This is a genomic window from Nonomuraea sp. NPDC050790 (assembly GCF_044456745.1).
In the GTDB taxonomy this organism is placed as follows: Bacteria; Actinomycetota; Actinomycetes; order Streptosporangiales; family Streptosporangiaceae; genus Nonomuraea.
This window is the reverse complement of record NZ_JBITGF010000004.1, coordinates 961,962-981,110: the sequence shown is the minus strand read 5'-3', so window position 1 is coordinate 981,110 and position 19,149 is coordinate 961,962. Positions and strand designations below refer to the sequence as shown.

The window sequence follows — 19,149 nt, the reverse complement described above, 5'->3', positions numbered from 1 at the left end:
CCGGCCGGGCAGGCCAGGCCGTACCAAAAGGGAGTTTTACGCCATGAGCACCCTCTCCGCCGGCGCCTGGGTCGGCGATCCCGTTCATTCCGACATCTCGTTCAAGGTCCGTCACATGGGCGTCGGCAAGGTCAGAGGGGAGTTCGCGCTCGTCTCGGCGGCGCTGAGCGTCGGCGAGGGCGGCGGCCAGGTGACCGCCCTCATCGACCCCGCCTCGGTGCGCACCGGCAACGAACAGCGTGACCAGCACATCCGGTCGGCCGATTTCCTGGACGTGGAGAAGTACCCGCGGATCGAGTTCACCTCGACCGGGGTACGCGGCTTCGACGGCGAGACCTTCATCCTGGTGGGCGAGCTGACCCTGCACGGTGTCACCAGAACCGTCGAACTGGAGGCCGAGCTCCTCGGCTTCGTTGACGACCCGTCCGGCGCGGAGCGGACCGGGTTCTCGGCGACCACCGTCATCAGCCGCGCCGCGTTCGGCGTCGACATCCAGCTCGCGTTCGGCGCCGGCGATCTCGTGGTCGCCGACACCGTCGAGATCGCCATCGAGATCGAGTTCACGAGCACCGGACCGGACCCGCGATGACCCTCATGGCACCGTCGTACGTAACGAAAGGATGGGAAACGTGAGCAAGACCGTGCTGTACATGTCGATGTCGGTGGACGGGTTCATCGCCGGGCCAAACGTGGCGCCGGGCAACGGGCTCGGTGACAGAGGGCAGCGGCTGCATGAGTGGTTTCTGCCGGATGCCGACGCCGAGCACAGAACGGGCAGCCACCTGGCGGGTGTGAACCGTGACGTCATGGACGAGGCCCTGGCCACCGGGGCGGTCGTCGTCGGCCGGCGGACGTTCGAGCTCGCCGGCGGCTGGGGCGGCGACCACCACGACGGCGTGCCGATCTTCGTCCTGAGCCGCCGTCAGCCCGATCCCGAGCTGCAGTGGCCCGGGGTCACCTATGTCGGCGACGTCACGGCCGCGGTGAGCATGGCCAAGGACGCGGCCGGCGGCAAGGACGTACTGGTCCACGGAGCCCGCACCGCTCGGCTGGCAATCGCCGCCGACGTCCTCGACGAGCTGCGGATTCACCTGATCCCGGTCCTGCTCGGACAGGGTGAACCGCTCTTCGAGGACATGCCGCCCGACCACGTCGAGCTCGAACTGCTCAGTGCCGTGGACGGGCCGGGTGTGGCGCACCTGCGCTACCGGGTGAGAACGGCGGGCTGAGGCGATGGCACTCATCCGGCTGTACATGACCATGTCCCTGGACGGTTACGTCACCGGGCCGCGCGACAGCCAGGACACCCCGATGGGCATCGGCGGGTTCCGCCTGTTCAACTGGCTCGATCGGCGCAACGACCCGGGACCGAGCGGACAGGTGTACACCGAGGTGCTGGCCACCCGCGCCGTCATCTCCGGCCGCCGTACCTACGAACACGCCGGCCGCTGGCAGGGCGACCATCACGACGGCGTCCCGGTCTACGTCCTGACCCACCACGTACCGGACGACCCGCCACCGGGCAGCGTCCGCTACGTCACCGACGTACACGAGTGCGCGGAGCGGGCCCGCGCGGCGGCCGGGGACGGCGACGTGATGGTGCACGGTGCCGGGGCGGCGCAGGCGCTGCTGCGGGCAGGGCAGCTCGACGAACTGGAACTGCACGTCGTACCGGTACTGCTCGGGCAGGGGCGAAGGCTGTTCGACCACCTGCCCGCCGAGCACATCGAGCTCGACCCGGTCCGCCGGTTGACCACGCCGCAGGTCGAGGATCTCACGCAGCACGTCACGCACCTGCGCTACCGCGTCCGCCGTCACCGTTGAGTACGACGGGCACTCCCGGCGGCGCACGTCGTGGCCGTTCCGGGGCGTGGGCCGGTGACGGTAGTTCACTGCGACCTTCCAGAGTTCTCGGCGCAGGCCGCCGATCCGGGACTCGCCCTCCCAGGGTCATGACCGTGGGTCTCGCGAGGTGTGCGATCCGGTGCGCTGTCGTTCGGAATGCGGAGCGAGGGGGTGTCAGCGCGCGGTCAGGCTCGTGACGAGCGAGGCCACCGACAGCACGAAGTACACGGCCCACGGGCCGATCCGCAGGGGGCGCGTGCGCACCTCAGGGACGAACGCGACCATGAAATAGGCGACGAGGCAGGCGGCGGCCACCGTCCCGAGGACCGGCACCGCCAGCCCTGCCAGCAGCCCGACGGCCCCCGCCCCGAGCACGAACCCGAGCGGGACCTGCCAGGAGACCGGAACGCCCTGCCGTTCGGCCTGAGCCCGGCCGTAGGGGTGCCGGGCGAGATTGGCGACGGCGGCCACGCCGACGACCGCGGCCGTCAGCAGCGTGATGACGATATACATGCAAGAAGGACGATTAAGCACGCCCCCTCGTGACATCCCGGTCAGTCCGGAGTCGCGGGTATCACCTGCCTGCGACGCTGAGCCCCCGATTGCGTCCTACTGATCACGACCGAGCCCCGCAGCGCGATATCGTACAAGATCCACCATCGCCTACCTGAGCACCGGAAACAGCGCATATGCGATTCCGTCGAGCCGGTAACGGCGTAGGCTCCCGCAGGATGTGGATTCGCGAAGTTGAATTCCCTGCGCCGCTGCTCGAAGCCCACCGCGCAGGGAACTTAGTGATCTTTGTTGGCGCGGGGGCGTCACGCGACGCGCCGTCGAACCTTCCCGACTTCCTCAGCCTCGCTCGCGTGATCGCCACCGAGGCGCAAGTGGAACTGGCCCCTCAGGATGAGGCCCACCTGGATGTCTTCATGGGGAGCATCGCCGACCGGCAGTTCGACGCGCACGGCCGAGTCGCGTTCCACATCGGCGATCCGGCGTCTCTGCCGAATCGACTGCACGCCGCACTGGTAGACCTGGCCGTGTCCTCCGGACCTGTACGCATCGTGACGACGAACTATGATCGCCATCTGTCCACAGCGCTGCGTGACCGCGATGTCGCGGTCGACGAATACGCCGGTCCGGCCCTGCCCATGGGTGACGACTTCACCGGCATCGTGTATCTGCACGGCACTCTGGGCCAGGACGCACGGCGGCTGGTAGTAACGGACAGCGACTTTGGCCGGGCGTACCTTCGGGACGCGTGGGCGGCCCGATTCCTGGAGCGCATGTTCGCCACGTACACCGTGCTGTTCGTCGGTTACAGCCACGGTGACGTGGTTATGCGGTATCTGGCACGCGCGCTTGGGCCTGGCGCTTTCCGTTACGTGCTGACTGGAGATCCGGAGGCGGCGGACTGGCGTTCCCTGGGCCTGTATCCGATCCATTATCCGGTTGTCGGCGGATCTCACGCTGCTCTCACCGAGGCAGTCCAAGGGTGGGCGTCTCAGGCCTCGATGGGCATGCTCGACCACCGGCAGCGGATCGCCGAGCTGGTCGCGGTACCACCGTCACAGGTGCCGGAGGAGGCGTCCTACCTGGAGGACGTGATCGCCGATCCTGAACGGGCCGGGCTGTTCACGATGCTGGCCCGGGGCCGGCAATGGCTGGTTTGGACTGCGGCGCAGCCCCAGTTCCGCCTCTTGTTCAATCCCTCGGCGCCGCGTACAGACTGCGGTCGGACGCTGGCCTCCTGGTTCGCCGAGAACTATGTGCTGAACGAGGAACTGACCTCCTCCGCGCTCGATGTCCTGAGGGATGCCGGCTGGCGGTTGGGACCGACGCTGTGGACGGCCATAGGCCGGCAACTGCACATCGCAGGCTCTCCGCGGCCCGCCTGGCTCGAGCGGTGGCTCGTTCTGCTGATGCAGAACGCCTCGGAAGGCGAGCCGGACTGGCTCGGGTACGCGCTGTCGGCCTCACGCTGGCCACAGGACAGCTCGATCGCGCTGTTGCTGTTCGATCACCTAACCGAGCCCCAAGTGACGGCCGCATCCTCGTTCAGACGAATCGGTGGCCCCAGATTCGATGTCGAGCTACGCGGCTCACACCACGAACTACGCGACGCCTGGCAGCACCTGTTTGCGCCCAACTTGGCGGAGTGCGGCCGTCCCGTGCTGGCGATCGTGGATCGACACCTGCGGAACGCCTACCGGCTTCTCTCCGTTACCGGTTCGGCCTACCCCGGATGGGATCCGATCTCGCTCAGGCGTTCCGCGATCGCTCGCGGTCCCGAGGACGACGGCTACCAGGAGGCCGTCGACGTCCTTGTCGATGCCGCACGTGACTGCTTGGAAGCGCTGCTGGATGCAGGCGATCCTCTCGCGTCGTTCTACGCGAACAGCTGGGCCGATTCCGAGGTGCCGATCCTGTGCCGACTGGCGCTCCATGGCTGGCAGTACCGAACCGACGTCGACGACACTGCCAAGATCGCCTGGCTACGCGAACGGGGCTGGCTGTTCGAGCCGCTGCTTCGCGGTGAGGTCCTTCGCCTGCTGAAGGCCGCGTTGCCGGGAGCGGCGACCGACGTGGCCGATGCTCTTGTCGCTGATGCAGTGGCGGGGCCCGGCGAGAGGGCCGGCAGCGACCAACGCGCCTACGAGCAGTTCACCGTCTTGGCGTGGATCAATCGGCATGCGCCCGAGCTTGAGTCCGGATCGCAGGCATTCGACGACATCCAGCCGCGATACCCGCATTTCGTGCAACGGGAGCACCCAGAACATCCACTGCGGACAGAAGTCGGGTTCGTCCAGCCACGCCCACCCATGTCAGCACAAGCCCTCCACGAGCGCATCACCGCCGGCCCATCCGACGCACTCGCCCCACTCCTGGGCCACGATCCCGCGGACGGTCCCAGGTGGGGCGACGCGCTCAACCTACTCGTGGAAACCGTTCGAGAGCATCCCACCGACGGGTTCGCCGCTCTCGACGCGACGGGTGGCAACCATCCTGCCATCATCGGCAGCGTCATATCAGGATGGTCGACCGCCACGGTGGACGCCGACACAGCCGAGGCCATTCTGGAAAGACTTCTGCGCCTGGATGCGGCCACGATGGCCGATCCGCTCTCTCGCCTCTTGGCGGACGGCGGACAGGACGTTGCCCATCCCACCGAGTGGTATCTCCTTCCCGCCGCGCGGCGGCTGGCGGCGGAGCTGTGGTCGACACTCGACACCGCACCGCCTGCCAGGGAGGTCACCGATTGGCTGCAACTGGCGGTCAACCATGCGGCGGGGCACCTCGCTCAATTCTGGGTGCACGTGATCGCGGCGGACTGGCGAACGGCGGGCGACCAGTGGACTGGCATACCACCGGCGATTCAATCGCAGCTCGAAGCCATGCTCGCCACCAACGACACCCGCTCGACCCTGGCCGAAGTGATGATCGCCAGCCAGGTGCACTTCTTCTCCGCAGCAGACCATCGCTGGTGCGAGACGCACGTGCTGCCCCTGCTCGACTGGGCGAACCCCGTACGCGCTCGACGAACCTGGGATGGCTATCTGACCTGGGGCCGGTGGAACGACCACCTCCTGACGGCCGGGCTACTCGACTACTATCTGGCGGCCATTGATCAGCTCGAAGAGTTCAGGGCCGACCTGAGGCACCAGCTCTCTTCGCACCTCGCCACCATGGCACTGTTCAGCCAGTTGGATCCGCTGCCGTGGATCCATGCCTACACGACCAAGACGCAGACCGCCCGCCGCGTGGAGTGGCTGGAGCAGATCACTCACCGACTCACCCATTTGCCGGCCGATGCGATCGAACTCCAGTGGCACCGGTGGATGCGACCGTACTGGCAGAACCGCATCGACAGCGTTCCCCGACGACTGACAACTGACGAGGCCTCAGAGATGGCGGCCTGGGTCGTGCATCTCACCAGCTCGATCAGCGAAGGCGTCAACCTGGCCACGGCGCGCCCAGCGGGCCTACGCCCGCGCGGCGGAGTTCTCCGGAACATGAAGCACGAGCGAATCGATCGGGCGCCTGACGAGTTCGCCAAGCTGACCGCCCACTTGCTGAAAGGTACGAAACCGCCCTTCCACGGCTGCGGCTCTCTCCACGACATCGTGACCCGGCTACGCGGCAGAGCAGATCCGGCGGACATCGATGCCATCGTCGAAGGGGCATTACGCCTCGGCTGCGGGACCGCATACGAATGGTGAAACCCAAGGCTCCGGCCAGCAGGTGCGGACACGAGTGGGGAGGCGGGCATGTGCCCGCCTCCCCATGGAGCGGGCACTATTTGCAGTCGGACACGGCTTTCTGAATCTGCTTCTCCTTCGCCCCGAAGGCCTTGAAGTCCTCACTGACGGATACTTCACCGGCTATGACTGCCTTCAGCGTGGCCTGATCGCCGTGCTTCAGCATGGCGTCGGCCATGCACTCCATCGTCTGAGCGGGGATGCCGTCTCCTACGACCTCTTTCATCTTCGCCACCAATGCCGCCTTGTCGACGGCCCCTTCACCGCCGGGCGCCGCGGCGGTGCCGCCACAGCCGGCGACCAGCGCTACAGCGAGCCCGGCTAAACCAGCGGAACGCGCGATTCTTGAAGAAATGGGCATGACGAAACCTCTTTTGATGAGAAAAGCTGGAATGCCATGTTCGCCGCCTGCGGCAAACACATTCGAAAGCATCAGCGCACCAAGGCGCTCCGCCCACTGCATGATCCCCTCGATGCTTCGAGCCTGTCAAAGTCGCCCCAAAGACGGTGCGCAAGCATAGGACTTCGCAGGTCAACCAGCTCTTCGCCATCACACCAGTTCGCGATGGATACCCGAAAGAGAACCCATGAAGTTTGGCATCATGCTGCCAATCCGGGAGCTACACGGGTTGAATGCACAGAGTCTGCGAGTCGAGACGAATGGCACTCGGTGCCGCGTCCGGACGCTCGCGGAACTCGGCCGGGGCGAGCCGGACGCCGGCGATTCTCATACCTTGGCATCAGCCGTCGGCTCCTGGCCGAATGCCCGGGAAGCGACCGGCGCCGGGCTGCCCGGAATGCGCGAACGTCTCAGCAGGTGGGAGGCATCCCGGAGGCCGCCAGACGCTCCGGCGCAGTCGGCCCTACGCGCCGAGGACCCACCCATCATGAGCGTCGACGACCCGCGATCAAGCCCCATCTGGGCCGCATCCCGACGAAACTCGGGCTCCGCGACCGCGTCCAAGGGGTGGCCCTGGCCTACGAATCCGGCCGGGCGTGACTCGAATCCTAGGAAGATCGCGACGGACACCGCTTCCGCCGGATGACTGAAGGACGTTTCGGGGTCACATCAGTCATCCGACGGAGGCGGCGAGCACGGGCCTCGGCCTAGCCTCTCGCGGCATGACCCGTGTCCTGGCTGCCGCGTTCCTGCTCGTGCTGTCGCTGACCGTCCCCGCTCGGGCGCACGTCGTCGAGGCCGGCGCGGAGCTGCGGGTGACGCAGACCTTCGCCGCGGGAGAGGTCACGTTCGTCGTCGCGGGGGTCTCGTCGTTGCCGGCGCCGCTGCGGGTGAGCGCGCAGGCCGTACCCGCGACGAGCCTGGAGTTCGTGCTGGAGTTGCGCTCGCTGATCGACGGGAGCCGGTCGGCCGGTTCGGTGCGGGCCGGTCAGGGGTACGCGGCGTTGCCGGTCGGCCATGCCGGGCCGTACGAGCTGCGTGTTCAGGCGGGCGGCGAGGTGTCGACGATCCCGTTCCGGGTGCTCGTGCCCGCGAGCGCGGTCTGGACGATGGTCATGGACGGCGCCTTCCTGGTGGCCGGGCTGCTGGCGGTCGGCGGGGTGCTCACCGCCGGCCGGTCCAGGCTCCTCGTGGGCGGCGCGAGCGCGTCCGCGGCGGTCGCGGTCACCGTGATGCTGCTGGCGCCGCACCTGCCCGCCGCCCCGCCGGAGGGCGCCGCACCCGTCGCCGAGGCCGGCCGGCCGTACGCGCAGGGCCGGTTCTCGACGCTGCCCGCCCGGCCCGCCGCGGACGCCGAGTTCGCCTTGACCCTGCGGCTCGCCGACGGCGCGACCGGGCGGCCGCTGGACGACCTCACCGTCCACCATGAGGCCCCGGCGCATCTGATCGTCACCAGCGAGGACGGTGTCGTCTTCCGGCACGTGCACCCGTTGCGGACCGCGCCGGGCGTCCTGACGGTACGGCTGCGCGTGCCACGACCGGGCCGCTACCTGGCCTATGCCGAGATCGAGCGGCAGGAGTCGGGCGGGCAACTCCTCTCCGGAGCCTTCGAGGTCGCCGGTCAGGCCCGGCCGGAGCCCCCATCTCGAAAGACTGCGATGCCCCGCCTCACCCCCGCGGCGCCGGTCGCGGGAACCCCGGTGACCATCGAGATCAGCACGGAGGGACGGCTCCAGCCGTGGCTGGGCATGCCCGGCCATCTGATCGTCAGGAGCCGGGACGGCCTGCACCTGGCGCATGCCCACGGGACGGCGGCCGGCGAATCCGCCCTGCGCTTCACGCTCACGCTCCCGGACAGGGGCCGCTACCTGGCTTGGGCCCAGTACGCCACAGGAGGCCGGCTGGTGACCAGGCCCTTCACCATGGAGGTGGATCGATGAAATACGCGGCTGTGTGCCTGCTGGTGGTGGCCGTGCTGTTCGCCGTCACATCACGCTGGTACGGCGGCGCTCCCGAAACCGTGCGGGCCGCCGGTGAACGGTACAGCGTCACCGTGCTGCCGGCCGATCCCGTCGAGGTGCGGGTGACCTCGGGCGAGGCCGAAACGGTCACGCTGGCGGCGGTCATGCCGGGCATGGGGCACGCCCTGCCGCCGGTCGGCACCGTACCGGCTGGGCCGGGCCGCTTCGTCGCGGAGAAGAGCATGTTCGGCATGGACGGCGTGTGGGAGCTGTCGATCAGCCTCTCCGGCGCCCAGGGTGCGGAAGTGATCAACCTGAGTACGGTCGTCACATCAGTGAGATGACGGAGGCGGCGGGCGAAGGACGCGCCTTAGCGTCGGCGGCATGAAGCTGATCAACGATCACCTGGCCGTCAAGGCCCGCGTCCTGCCCACGACCGGCGACGGTTTCGTCGTCCTGGCCGGCGAGGTAGGCGCCTGGCGCGGCCACTTCCCGTCCTCCCCCGCCCGGCTGGCGGCCCGCCTCAAGACCCTGGCCGCCGACATCCAGGCCCGCGAGGTCAACGTGTTCCGCGCCCTGTTCCGCACTCCCGGCGAGGGCGACGAACTGCTGGCCGCCAGGGGCATCCACCCGGCGCGCTACGACATCGTCGTGCTGATCCGCACGGCGTCCGTGGAGTCCGCGCTCGGGGTGTGCGACAGCCCGGCCTACAAGGAGCTCGCCGAGACGCTGCGCGCGGCCGCTCGCCGTACCCACCAGATCGTCGCGCACAACGCCGGACGGCTCGGCGACGTCGACCACGGCCAGGACCACTACTTCCTGTTCAACTACTTCTACGCCGACGACCGCGACACGCTGCTGCAGGTGTGGGAGTACACGGCCGGGTGGTTCCAGGCGAAGACCGCGCTGCCCGACTCCGCGCTGATGCAGCCGCTGGAGGGCGAGCCCGCCGACTACGGGCTCATCAACCACGCGAGCTGGCCGACCTTACGCACGTTCCTGCCCAGCCTGATCTTCCGGCCCACCTTCCGCAGCTTCGTGCTGGCCAACTTCAAGGCCAACGGCGTGGCGGCGCAGCCGATCATCTACCGCCGGGTATGACCCAGTCTGGCCACCTCGGCGTAGGAGACGACACCCAGCTTGGGGGAGGCCCTGGACAGGCCGCGTCCCACCGCCACGGCTGCAGGCCCATCTCCGCCCGGGCGGGATACGCCGTCCCTGCCGCTCTTCAGGCTGATTGTCCAGCGTGACATCGGCCTGGGACTGCCCCTGCACCTAGGCTCTGGGCATGGCTCGTATTCCGTATGCAGACATGTCCGCCTTACCCGACGATCTGCAGGAGTGGCACGCGAAGCTGCCGCCGGACTCCCACCTGTTCATGATGGTCGCCCACTCCGAGGCGAGCGCGGCGACGCTCATGCAGATAGGTCTGCAGCAGATCCGGGAGCTGGAGCTGTCGCCACGGCTGCGCGAACTCGCGGCGAACGCCACCGCCCGTGTGCTCGACGCGGACTATCTGCGCGTCCGGCACAATCCGCCCGGCGTCCCGATCACGCCGGACGAGCGCGAGGCGATCTACCGTGGCGACCACTCCGGCTTCGGCGGCATCGACCTGGCCGTGCTCACCTTCGCGACGGCCGTGGCGCGCGGCCTTCCGGTGGACGACGAGGTGTTCGCACCGGTCCGCGCCGAACTGAGCGATCGCCAGATCGTCGAACTGATTCAGGTCGTCGGCTACTACTGGATGTTCGGCCAGTTCGCCAACGTGCTGCGGATCGAGGCCACGCCGTACGAGAGCAGATGAGGCAGGACGAACGGCCGCGGGTCAGAGGTTTCTGATCTTCACGGTCTCGTTGGCGCGACTCGCGAAGTCGAGCAGTTGCGCGAGTTGCGCGTCGTCGTACTCCTCGATCAACGCGGTGTACGCCGCGCCGAACCGCTCGAACGTCCGGGCCGCTCATCATGACCGCGTCGGTCGTCGTGCTGCGGATCGACGCATGCCGGGCAGGAACCGGCCGGCCACGCTGGACGGCCTCTGAACCACCCGCGCTCCGTCCTCCATGGCCGCAGCCAATGCCGGCGCTGTTTCCGTAGTATTCCTGGCATGACGACCATCGCAGGCCTCGTCTTCCTTGCCGCCGCGCTCGGCTGTCTGGTCTTCGCGGTGAGGGAGCGGCGCCTGATCTCCCGGTTACAGCGGTACGGCGTGCACGGGCAGGGCCAGGTGGTCGGGGCGGTCGTGCGCGACACGGTCCAGCATCCGGTGGTCGCGTTCACCGACCATGTCGGACACCACATCGAGTTCACTCCGCAGGTGGCCGGGATCGGCCTGCGGCTGACCGTCGGCCAGCAGGTCCCGATCGCCTACCTCGACGGGCAACCTCAGGCGGCCCGGGTCTTCACCCCGCGCTACCGGGTCCTGCCCGTCGTCCTGAGCGGCATGGCAGGCATGATCTTCCTGGCCGTTGGGATCGCCGTCATCCTGTTCGGCAATTAACCCTGACCAGAGGGCCTCGACCCGTTCCCCAACCTCATCCGGTCCTGCCGATCTCGTGCGGTCGGTGATCAGTGCCCGCAGGCCGTGATGACCGGAACCACCGAGCAGGAAGGGCGTGGACCTCAGGTGTTGCCCGGTGTCACCAGGCCGGACTCGTAGGCGAAGACGACGAGCTGGGCGCGGTCGCGGGCACGGAGTTTGGCCATCGCCCGGTTGACGTGGGTCTTGGCGGTCAGCGGGCTGATCACCATGCGTTCGGCGATCTGGTCGTTGGTCAGCCCTTGGGCGACCAGGATGACGGCCTCGCGTTCGCGGGTGGTCAACTCCTCCAGGCCGGCGCCGGTGCCGATGTGCGGCGAAAGCGTCACGTACCGGTTGATGAGCCTGCGGGTGATCGAGGGTGCGAGCAGCGCGTCGCCACGTGCGGCGACGCGGACGGCGTGGAGGAAGTCCTCCGGCACGATGTCCTTGACGAGGAATCCGGCCGCTCCGGCGCGCAGCGCGTCGAAGACGTACTCCTCCAGGGCGTAGTTGGTCAGGATGACGACGTGTACGCCGGACATGGCAGGGTCCGCGGCGATGCGCCGGGTCACCTCGATGCCGTCGAGCACCGGCATCTGGATGTCGACGAGCGCGATGTCGGGCAGGTGCTCCCTGGCCAGGGCCAGTCCCGCCATCCCGTCACCGGCCTCGGCGACCACCTCGATGTCGTCCTCGAGGTCGAGGAGCGCCCGGAACCCGCTGCGCAGGAGCGGCTGGTCGTCCACCAGCAGGACACGGATCATGATCGGGGATCCACGGGAAGCTCGGCCTGCACGGTGAAACCGCCCTCGCTCCGCGGCTCCGCCCGCAGGCGTCCGCCCAGGGCGGTGACGCGTTCGCGCATGCCGAGCAGGCCCACGCCGGGCGCCGGCGCGGTGCCGGGGGTGATCGTGCCGTCGTCGTCGACGCGTACCGTGAGCACCTCCGGACGGTAGTCGATGCGGACCGACGCGGTGGAGGCGGCGGCGTGCCGGGCGACGTTGGTGAGCGACTCCTGCACGATGCGGTAGACCGTCCGGTCCACCGCGGCCGGGAGGTTCCGCCCTTGCCCCTCGATCGTCAGCGTCGTGTCCAGGCCGACGGCGCGAGCCCGTTCCACCAGCTCAGGAACGTGATCGAGCCCGCGCGGCGGGGTCAGGTCGTCGTCACGCAGGGCCTGCAGCGTCGCGCGCAGTTCCCGGGTCGCCTCGCGCCCGGCCGCCTGGATCGCCAGGAGGGCGTCCGGCACCTGTTCTCCCCTCCGGCGGGCCACGTGGACGGCCACTTCCGACTGCACCTTGATGATCGAGATCTGATGGGTGAGCGAGTCGTGCAGCTCGCGCGCGATGTGCAGCCGCTCCTCGTCGGCGCGGCGGCGCGCGGTCTCCTCCCGCGTACGCTCGGCCTCCTCCGCCCTCCTTTCGGCCTGCCGTAACGCCTCCCCCGCGGCTGCGGCGGCGACCAGCCAGGCGATCTCGAGCGCGCCCCTGGCCTGCGCGAAGGCCTGGCCCGTATCGTGCAGGCCGGCGAGCAGCGCGGCGCCGGGGAGCGCGGCCAGCACGGCCAGACTCGCCGCCAAGGTGGCGACACGGTGCCCGGCCCGCATGGCGGCGTACACCGCGAACAGGAACGCGACGGCGGGCACGTCGAACCCCGCTGCCTGATACCCCACCGCGCACACCCCGCTCACGGCCAGGACAGCGATCGGCGCCCGGCGGCGAAAACCCAGCGCCAGCCCGCCGGCGGCCAGCAACGCATAGCCGAGCACGTCAAGGCTCGCGGCGGCGCCCTGCCGGGACGACCCCGTGACCACCAGCGTCGCCGCCACGCACACGGCGATCGCCCAGTCGATGACGCCGGCGCGTCTGCTGCTCATGCGCGCACCCTAACCGGATGTCCGTACGGCCGGCTCCTGCGCAGGGACGATCGGCCGGCTACCGCGGACGCAGTAGCCGCCCGGTTTCCACCGCGTCCGCGGTAGCCGGCTACCGCGTCCACGACAGCGCGAATCACCTCCTCCCGCCGGACGCCGGGCAGCGGGTCCGGCGGGCATGATCAGGCGACATCCCACACAAGGAGGGCATCATGTCGCTCGGATCCGTGCCTGCCACGCTGTTCACCGCCCTGGGACATACCGCACCGGACTACGCCTTGACCACCGGGCGCCTGTGGTCCCTGGTCGCGGCGGCGCTGGGGCTGGTCAGCGTGCTCGCCGGCGTACTGACGCTGGCCCGGGCCCGCAGGGGAAGGCAGGGTCCGATCACGGCCCTGGCGTCGGGGCTGGCCGGCGCGGTGATCGGCGGACTGGTGGTGGCCGCCGCCGAAGGCGGTCCCGGCACCGGCTACGGCATCGTGGGCGGCTACATCGCCCTGGCGATAGGACTGTCCGGCGCCGTCATCGGCGCCCTGGCCCTGCTCCGCGCCCGCGGCAAAAGCCAACGATCACCACGCTGACCAGGCCACCGTCCACGCCGACCCCGATGGCCCCGGCCTGGCCCGGCTGGGTGACGGGCTGGTCGCGTTACCCGCCGACGCGCGTACCCGTGAGCAGTTCGACTGAATCGCCGACGAGATGGGCGGCACCTCGACGTCGTGGATCGCCACGCCCGGCAGCCAGGCCCAGGCGGAGGCCCTCGCGCGGGAGATGCGGCAGGCACGGGCGGCCGAGTACCTCGCGCTCGCCGCGCAGGCCGAGGCCGCCGAGCGGGCACGGCCGGGCGAGCGCGCCCGGTGGCTGAAAGCGCCGGGTCTGGACGTCGTCCTGCGCGGGCTGTCGATGGTCTGCGACTGGAGCTGACCGGGCCCGGCCCGGTGTCCTCGCGCTGCTCGCCCTCTCCGTGATCTACGTCCTGTGGCAGGACACCACCGTCGTGACCGCGCTGTTCACCGCGGCGGCCCTGCTCGTGGCCTTCCGGCTGCGCTGGCCGATCATGCGCGTCCTGGGCCTCTGCGCCCTGCTCGGCCTGGGTACGGCGGTGCTGCCCTGGACCGGCTGATCACCCGCCCGGAGGCGCGGCCCGGTATGCCGGGGCTGTTATGACCGGAGACGACATCGGTATGGGACGGGCATCCTGGGTTGCCGGTGGGTATCCTAAAGTGGATCCAAGTTTCGATGTTCTTGGGGGTGGGCGTGGTCAGCGGTCTCGTCCACCACGTAGTCGGCGAGCACCGGCTGGTAGCCGGGCAACGCCGTCTCCCAGGTGACCCGTACCGGGGGCGTCAGCGTTCCCTTGGCGGAACGTGGGATGTTGATGCCCGCGCCCGCGGCCGCGTCGATCAGTGGCCCGAAGCGGTGCCAGGGATCGACGTCGGTGATGAGGCCGACCGCCGAGTTGAGCATGTGGAGTTCCTGGACCCGCCTGGCCCGAGCCCCGTCCTTGGCCTGCATGGCCCGCAGGAAGGCCAGGTCGAGTTCCTGGGCGAAGGCCGGGATGCGCCGGCCCCGGTAGTAGAAGCGTTGCAGGCGCGACAGCCGCAGGTACAGGTCGTTGATGACCTTGTTCAGCGTGGGCCCGAACGTCAGTTGCGGCAGGGTGTGGAACTCGGCGTGATCGCGGTGGAAGTCGTGCGGCTCCTGCGGCAGCGTGCGCATGACCAGCGACAGTTCCTCCATGCGGCGCAGCGCCTGGTCGGGGATCTCCCGCGCCGCCCTCGGCAGCAGCGGCGGCTGCAGGAGCAGCAGCGCGGCGAACAGTCCCTCGGCCTCGTCGAGGTCGAGCCCGGCGACCGTGATGCCGTGGTTGGCCCGGGAGATGACGAAGCCTTCGGCCTCCAGCATCCGCAGCGCCTCGCGGACCGGAGTGCGCCCCGCGCCCAGCCGGTCCGACAGCTCGCGCTGCGTCAGCCGCTGACCTGGCAGGAGGTGCCCGGCGAGGATGAGCTCCCGCAGTTCCTCGTGCACCAGCGTCACGGCATCGCCGGCTCGCGACCTGTTCTCCGTATCCACCTTTGGATCATATCTTCGGTTGGGAGAGGGAGGCGGCCATCGACCTTCTCAGGGGCCGGCTGAAGCTGCGCCATCTCGTCGTGGTCGTCGCCGTCGCCGACCACGGCAGCGTGTTGCGGGCCGCCGACCGGCTGACGCTCGCGCAGCCCGCGGTCACCCGCTGCCTGCGCGAACTGGAGCACCTCCTCGGCGTGCAGTTGTTCGTCCGAGGACCGCGTGGCATGACGCCGACTCCGTCCGGCGAGGTGTTCCTGGAGCACGCCCGCACCGTGCTCGCCGAACTGAGGCGGGCCGGCGAGCGCGTGTCCGGGCACGCGAAGGGCGTGATGGGCACGGTACGCGTGGGCACGTTGCCGGCCGGTTCCAGCGTGCTGCTGCCCCAGGCGATCGCCGATCTCAAACGGTCCCATCCCGACGTCACGGTGGTCGTGGACGACGCGACGTTCGGCACGCACGCGGCCCGCCTGCTGTCCGGGGAGCTCGATCTGATCGTCGGCCGCCTCAATCCGATCACCAGGATCGACGGGTTGCGCCAGATCAGGCTCCGCTACGAGCCGATGCGGCTGGTGGTCAGGCGGGAGCATCCGGCGCTGACGCGGAAGGAGCCTACGCTGGCCGGTCTGCTGGACCACCCGTGGATCCTGCCGCTCCAGCAGACCGTGCTGCGGCGCGAGGTCGAGCAGGCGTTCGCCGACGAGGGGCTGGAGCTTCCCACGGATCTGGTGGAGTGCGCGTCGATCCTGACCGTGCGCGCGCTGCTGCGGCAGACCGACATGATCGCGGTCCTGCCCGAGTCGGTCGCCGCCGCCGATCGCGACCTCGCGGCGCTCGCCGTACCGCTGGAGGGGATCATGCGGCCGGTGGGGGTCACGCTCGTGCACGGCCGGCCGCTCGCGCCGCCGGCGGCGCGCCTGCTGGATTTGCTCCGTGTACGGGCGGCCGCCGGCTGAGACGATCTTCAGGTCAGGGACCGGGCGAGCGCCGGCCGGGTCTCCTTGTTGAGCAGGCCCAGCAGCGCGCAGCCGATGCTGAGCACCCCGAGCGCGGACCATGCCAGGAAGTAGCCCTCGGTGGAGGCGATCTCCCCGAAGAGGTACGGCAGCGCGAACCCGCCCACCGCCGAGACCGTCAGCATCAGCCCGAAGGCGGTGCCGATGTTCTCCTGGGACAGGCCCGGCCAGTCGCCGGGGATGGTCTGCCACACGGCCAGCGCGAAGTTGAACATGAAGCCGATGCCGAGGGCGGGCAGCCAGAACCAGCCGGGCCCGCTCAGGGGCACGAGCAGGATGAACACCCCTTCGAGCGCCGCCGCCACGACGAAGACGTCGCGGCGCCTGGACAGCCGGTCGCTGAGCCAGCCACCCGCGACGCTGCCGGGTACGCCCCCGATCCCGATGAGGAAGGCGGCGAGCGCCACCTCGCCCGGGCCGATGCGCTTCTGGTCGAGCCCGTATCCGGCGATCAACTGGGAACCGGCGATGAACGCGCCGTAGGCGCCGAGGAAGGCCGCGCCGTACAGCCAGATGCCGCGGTTCATGAGGCTCTCGCGCACCGCGGCGCGCGTCAGGCGGATGCCGCGCAGATGGTCGCCGCCCGCGGGGACCCGGAACGCGACGGCGGTCACCAGGCCGACGACCACGCAGAGCACGCCCCCGGCGACCAGCGCCGTGCGCCAGCCGTAGGCGTCGGTGAGATCGCGCCAGGTGTACAGGCCCGCGGCCGAGCCGACGCTGAAGCAGGCGGAGGTGATGCCCAAGGCCAGCGCGTGGTGGCGATGCCGGAACCAGACGCTGACGGCCGCGACGCCCACGGCGGCGAACACCGAGGCGCCGATGCCGCACAGGACGCGGAAGACGACCAGGGTCGTGAAGTCCGTGGCCATCGCCGAGAGGACGGCGGCGACACCCTCCACGGCGAGGCCGAGGGCGAGCACCCAGCGCATGCCCATGCGTGTGGCCAGCATTCCGCCGGGGATGTGGAAGACGCCGTAGCCGACGACGAACACGGAGATCAACAGGGCGACTTCGGGGATGTCCAGGTGGAAGGTCTGGCTGATCTGGCCGAATCCGGCCGCGATGTTGAACCAGTTGATCGTCATCGCGACGAATCCGGCGGAGACGATCGCCAGCATCCACCATGGACGGGAGGGGCGGTCCACTCTGCCTCCTAAAGGCCGGCCGAGGCGGCGAACTTCTCCACGAGCCCCGCCAGGACGGCGGGTGACTCGAGTGTCGGGAAGTGCGTCCGGCCCGGGATGCGGTGCGGCTGGAACCAGGGGTTGGCCGCGGCGAACTCCCGCTGGACGGCCTCGTAGTCGGGCAGGCTCGGCTGCGAGAACAGGTGGGCGATCGGCCGGCGCGCCGGCACGGCCGCCATCCTGCGCAGCGGCGAGCCCCAGGTGGCGTAGGCGTTCTCGATGACCCGGCAGGAGCGCGCCCACATGTCGAAGTCGAAGGACGCCATCTCCTCGGCGAGGTGGCGGGCGACCGCGGGGTGCGCGGTGCCGCCGAGCCAGAAGTCGAACAGGCGCTGACGCCCGGCGAGCCAGCGGCCGGGATCCTGGATGTCGCGCAGGTCCTGGATGAACTCCGGCCAGGCCTCCACCATGATCCAGTCGATGACCACGGAACCGGGCACCCGCTCGGGACTCAGCCGGTCGACGATCTCCATGTTGGCCCAGCCGCCGTGCGAGGTGGAGACGGGGACGAACCGGTCGACGCCGAGGGCGTCCATCAGCGCGATCACGTCGGCGGCCTGCTCGGCGGACCCGAAGTCGGCGTCGACGGAACGGACGGCGCCGTGCCCGCGCCAGTCGGCGCGGATCACCCGGTGCCGCTCCGCCAGCAGCGGGAGCACGTGGCCGAACAGGCGATGGTCCTGGCACCACCCGCTGAGGAGCACCAGCGTCGGGCCGCTCGTCCCGGTGACGTCGTAGTCGATCGGGTTGCCGTCGACGACCAGGGTTTCCATAGATCTTCCTTCCGCCGGCGTGGGGTCACGCCGGAAACCGGGTCATTCCGGTGGGAACGGTGGTCGCGGCGCGCATGCGCATCCTGGCGAGCGCCCGCGAGTGGTTCATCAGGGCCAGGAGGGCCGCCCGAGGGCGGTCGGGCAGCGGGTTGAGGTGTCCGAGGCGGTAGGAGAAGCGCTGGGTGTGCTGGATCACCGGGCGCTCGGCGGCTTCCCAGCGGCGCAGCCGTGCTTCCAGGCCGCCCTCGCCGAAGGTGACCGCCTCGGCGAGACCGAGGGCGTTCATCATCGCGCAGCCGCCGCCCTGCCCCAGGTAGGGCGGCTGGGCGTGTGCGGCGTCGCCGAGGACCGCGACCGCGCCGGCCGACCATCGCCTGAGCTCCAGGTACTCGAAGCGGTCCCAGCGGCTCTCCGCGCCGAGGTCCCCGATGAGGTCTTCCAGCAGCGGGAACGACCGCAGCCAGGTGTCCTTGTCCAGCGGCGTCCGCTGGGCGGCCGCGTCGCCGGTGGAGCAGACCAGCGCGACGTAGAGGCGGTCGGCGCTGGAGGGGGTGTAGAGGATGCGGCGGCTGCCGGGGAAGTACTCGATGTACTTCGCCTCGTCCTCGGCGGCGACGAAGCCGGGGCGGCGCGCGATGAGCATCCGCGCCGCGCCCTGTGGCATGTGTACGCGCCGTCGTAGCAGGCCGAGCGAGTCACGCAGCCGCGAGTTGACCCCGTCGGCCGCGACGACCAGATCGCCGCGCCGCCTGCTGCCGTCGGCGAACTCCACCTCGCCCGCCGGCGACGCGGCGACCGCGGCGGAGCCGTTGATGATCTCCACTCCGGCCCGGATCGCCGCGCCCGCCAGCGCGTCGATCAGCTTCCGGCGCAGGATCGTGTAGAGCTCGGGCCCGCCCGAGCCGTTGATCGGGATGCTCTCGACGACGCGGCCGCGCCGGTCGCGGCTCTCCAGGACCGGACCGAGGTGGGCGCCCTCGACCGCCTCGTCGAACACGCCCAGGGCGCGCAGGACCGACAACCCGTTGCTCCACAGGTAGATGCCGGCGCCGATCGCCCTGATCTCGGGGTCGCGCTCGTGCAACTGGACGGTCCAGCCGCGCTGGGCCAGGGCCGCCGCCGCGGTCAGCCCACCGATGCCCGCGCCGATGACCAGCGCATGCCGTGATGTGGGAGTCACCGCTCACCTTCTCTCGCTTCGAGCTGTCAGGTGATGGTGTCCCCGGACCCCCATGTCGGACTAATGCCTA

At 69.8% G+C, this 19,149-nt stretch carries 21 protein-coding genes; 13 read left to right on the top strand and 8 right to left on the bottom strand.

All coding sequences use genetic code 11. From position 1 onward, the window contains the following. The first annotated feature begins 43 nt into the window (after nucleotides 1-43). Genes ACIBEJ_RS24960 through ACIBEJ_RS24950 form a run of 3 tightly spaced genes read left to right on the top strand, consistent with a single transcriptional unit; the run spans nucleotide 44 to nucleotide 1,824 of the window. Complete coding sequence (locus tag ACIBEJ_RS24960) at nucleotides 44-589, top strand: YceI family protein (RefSeq protein WP_397185202.1); 546 nt, start codon at nucleotides 44-46, stop codon at nucleotides 587-589. Nucleotides 590-629: 40 nt separating this feature from the next. Further along, complete coding sequence (locus ACIBEJ_RS24955; protein WP_397185201.1) at nucleotides 630-1,229, top strand: dihydrofolate reductase family protein; 600 nt, start codon at nucleotides 630-632, stop codon at nucleotides 1,227-1,229. A 4-nt stretch (nucleotides 1,230-1,233) separates the two neighbouring features. Beyond that, nucleotides 1,234-1,824 carry a dihydrofolate reductase family protein gene (locus tag ACIBEJ_RS24950; protein WP_397185200.1) on the top strand — a complete coding sequence of 197 codons (591 nt, stop codon included), beginning with the start codon at nucleotides 1,234-1,236 and terminating at the stop codon, nucleotides 1,822-1,824. Between the two features lie 195 nt (nucleotides 1,825-2,019). Here the strand turns inward: ACIBEJ_RS24950 and ACIBEJ_RS24945 are convergent, their stop codons facing one another. Next, nucleotides 2,020-2,358 (bottom strand): DoxX family protein, encoded by a 339-nt coding sequence (locus tag ACIBEJ_RS24945; RefSeq protein ID WP_397185199.1) that lies wholly within the window; start codon nucleotides 2,356-2,358, stop codon nucleotides 2,020-2,022. Between the two features lie 218 nt (nucleotides 2,359-2,576). Between ACIBEJ_RS24945 and ACIBEJ_RS24940 the strand changes: the two genes are divergently transcribed. Then, complete coding sequence (locus tag ACIBEJ_RS24940; RefSeq protein ID WP_397185198.1) at nucleotides 2,577-6,065, top strand: SIR2 family protein; 3,489 nt, start codon at nucleotides 2,577-2,579, stop codon at nucleotides 6,063-6,065. Between the two features lie 76 nt (nucleotides 6,066-6,141). Here ACIBEJ_RS24940 and ACIBEJ_RS24935 read toward each other — a convergent pair whose 3' ends face one another. Continuing rightward, on the bottom strand, nucleotides 6,142-6,567 hold the full coding sequence (locus ACIBEJ_RS24935; RefSeq protein ID WP_397185197.1) for a hypothetical protein: 426 nt from the start codon (nucleotides 6,565-6,567) through the stop codon (nucleotides 6,142-6,144). A gap of 659 nt (nucleotides 6,568-7,226) precedes the next feature. On the opposite strand from ACIBEJ_RS24935, the gene ACIBEJ_RS24930 reads away from it, so the two are divergent. The 5 genes from ACIBEJ_RS24930 to ACIBEJ_RS24910 all read left to right on the top strand — a co-directional run bounded on the left by ACIBEJ_RS24930 (nucleotide 7,227) and on the right by ACIBEJ_RS24910 (nucleotide 10,962). After that, entirely contained in the window at nucleotides 7,227-8,444 is a 1,218-nt protein-coding gene (locus ACIBEJ_RS24930; protein WP_397185196.1) for a hypothetical protein, read from the top strand. After that, nucleotides 8,441-8,809, top strand: coding sequence for a hypothetical protein (locus ACIBEJ_RS24925; protein WP_397185195.1), 369 nt, complete (start codon nucleotides 8,441-8,443; stop codon nucleotides 8,807-8,809). The genes ACIBEJ_RS24930 and ACIBEJ_RS24925 overlap by 4 nt, the downstream gene beginning before the upstream one ends. Before the next feature lie 40 nt (nucleotides 8,810-8,849). Then, nucleotides 8,850-9,566: a hypothetical protein gene (locus ACIBEJ_RS24920; protein ID WP_397185194.1), complete on the top strand. Its 717-nt coding sequence runs from the start codon at nucleotides 8,850-8,852 to the stop codon at nucleotides 9,564-9,566. Between the two features lie 187 nt (nucleotides 9,567-9,753). Continuing rightward, entirely contained in the window at nucleotides 9,754-10,269 is a 516-nt protein-coding gene (locus tag ACIBEJ_RS24915; RefSeq protein WP_397185193.1) for a carboxymuconolactone decarboxylase family protein, read from the top strand. A gap of 300 nt (nucleotides 10,270-10,569) precedes the next feature. Further along, on the top strand, nucleotides 10,570-10,962 hold the full coding sequence (locus tag ACIBEJ_RS24910; protein ID WP_397185192.1) for a DUF3592 domain-containing protein: 393 nt from the start codon (nucleotides 10,570-10,572) through the stop codon (nucleotides 10,960-10,962). A 122-nt stretch (nucleotides 10,963-11,084) separates the two neighbouring features. On the opposite strand, the gene ACIBEJ_RS24905 is transcribed toward ACIBEJ_RS24910, so the two are convergent. Beyond that, nucleotides 11,085-11,747, bottom strand: a complete 663-nt coding sequence (locus tag ACIBEJ_RS24905) for a response regulator (protein ID WP_397185191.1) — start codon at nucleotides 11,745-11,747, stop codon at nucleotides 11,085-11,087. Continuing rightward, nucleotides 11,744-12,859, bottom strand: coding sequence for a sensor histidine kinase (locus ACIBEJ_RS24900; RefSeq protein ID WP_397185190.1), 1,116 nt, complete (start codon nucleotides 12,857-12,859; stop codon nucleotides 11,744-11,746). Before ACIBEJ_RS24900 ends, ACIBEJ_RS24905 begins: the two co-directional genes overlap by 4 nt. Nucleotides 12,860-13,068: 209 nt before the next feature. On the opposite strand from ACIBEJ_RS24900, the gene ACIBEJ_RS24895 reads away from it, so the two are divergent. The 3 genes from ACIBEJ_RS24895 (at nucleotide 13,069) to ACIBEJ_RS24885 (ending at nucleotide 13,979) form a co-directional block, all read left to right on the top strand. Beyond that, nucleotides 13,069-13,437 (top strand): DUF6223 family protein, encoded by a 369-nt coding sequence (locus ACIBEJ_RS24895; RefSeq protein WP_397185189.1) that lies wholly within the window; start codon nucleotides 13,069-13,071, stop codon nucleotides 13,435-13,437. A gap of 118 nt (nucleotides 13,438-13,555) precedes the next feature. Then, nucleotides 13,556-13,780 (top strand): hypothetical protein, encoded by a 225-nt coding sequence (locus ACIBEJ_RS24890; protein WP_397185188.1) that lies wholly within the window; start codon nucleotides 13,556-13,558, stop codon nucleotides 13,778-13,780. Nucleotides 13,781-13,820: 40 nt separating this feature from the next. Continuing rightward, nucleotides 13,821-13,979: a hypothetical protein gene (locus ACIBEJ_RS24885; RefSeq protein WP_397185187.1), complete on the top strand. Its 159-nt coding sequence runs from the start codon at nucleotides 13,821-13,823 to the stop codon at nucleotides 13,977-13,979. A gap of 95 nt (nucleotides 13,980-14,074) precedes the next feature. Here the strand turns inward: ACIBEJ_RS24885 and ACIBEJ_RS24880 are convergent, their stop codons facing one another. Next, complete coding sequence (locus tag ACIBEJ_RS24880; protein WP_397185186.1) at nucleotides 14,075-14,929, bottom strand: GntR family transcriptional regulator; 855 nt, start codon at nucleotides 14,927-14,929, stop codon at nucleotides 14,075-14,077. Between the two features lie 2 nt (nucleotides 14,930-14,931). On the opposite strand from ACIBEJ_RS24880, the gene ACIBEJ_RS24875 reads away from it, so the two are divergent. Next, on the top strand, nucleotides 14,932-15,879 hold the full coding sequence (locus tag ACIBEJ_RS24875) for a LysR substrate-binding domain-containing protein (protein ID WP_397185185.1): 948 nt from the start codon (nucleotides 14,932-14,934) through the stop codon (nucleotides 15,877-15,879). An 8-nt stretch (nucleotides 15,880-15,887) separates the two neighbouring features. Here the strand turns inward: ACIBEJ_RS24875 and ACIBEJ_RS24870 are convergent, their stop codons facing one another. From ACIBEJ_RS24870 to ACIBEJ_RS24860, 3 genes are read right to left on the bottom strand one after another with little or no spacing between them, the layout of a single operon-like run. Beyond that, entirely contained in the window at nucleotides 15,888-17,087 is a 1,200-nt protein-coding gene (locus tag ACIBEJ_RS24870; protein WP_397185184.1) for a nitrate/nitrite transporter, read from the bottom strand. Nucleotides 17,088-17,095: 8 nt separating this feature from the next. Beyond that, nucleotides 17,096-17,899 (bottom strand): alpha/beta fold hydrolase, encoded by an 804-nt coding sequence (locus ACIBEJ_RS24865; protein WP_397185183.1) that lies wholly within the window; start codon nucleotides 17,897-17,899, stop codon nucleotides 17,096-17,098. Nucleotides 17,900-17,924: 25 nt separating this feature from the next. Continuing rightward, nucleotides 17,925-19,079, bottom strand: coding sequence for an FAD-dependent oxidoreductase (locus ACIBEJ_RS24860; protein ID WP_397185182.1), 1,155 nt, complete (start codon nucleotides 19,077-19,079; stop codon nucleotides 17,925-17,927). Nucleotides 19,080-19,149 lie beyond the last annotated feature (70 nt).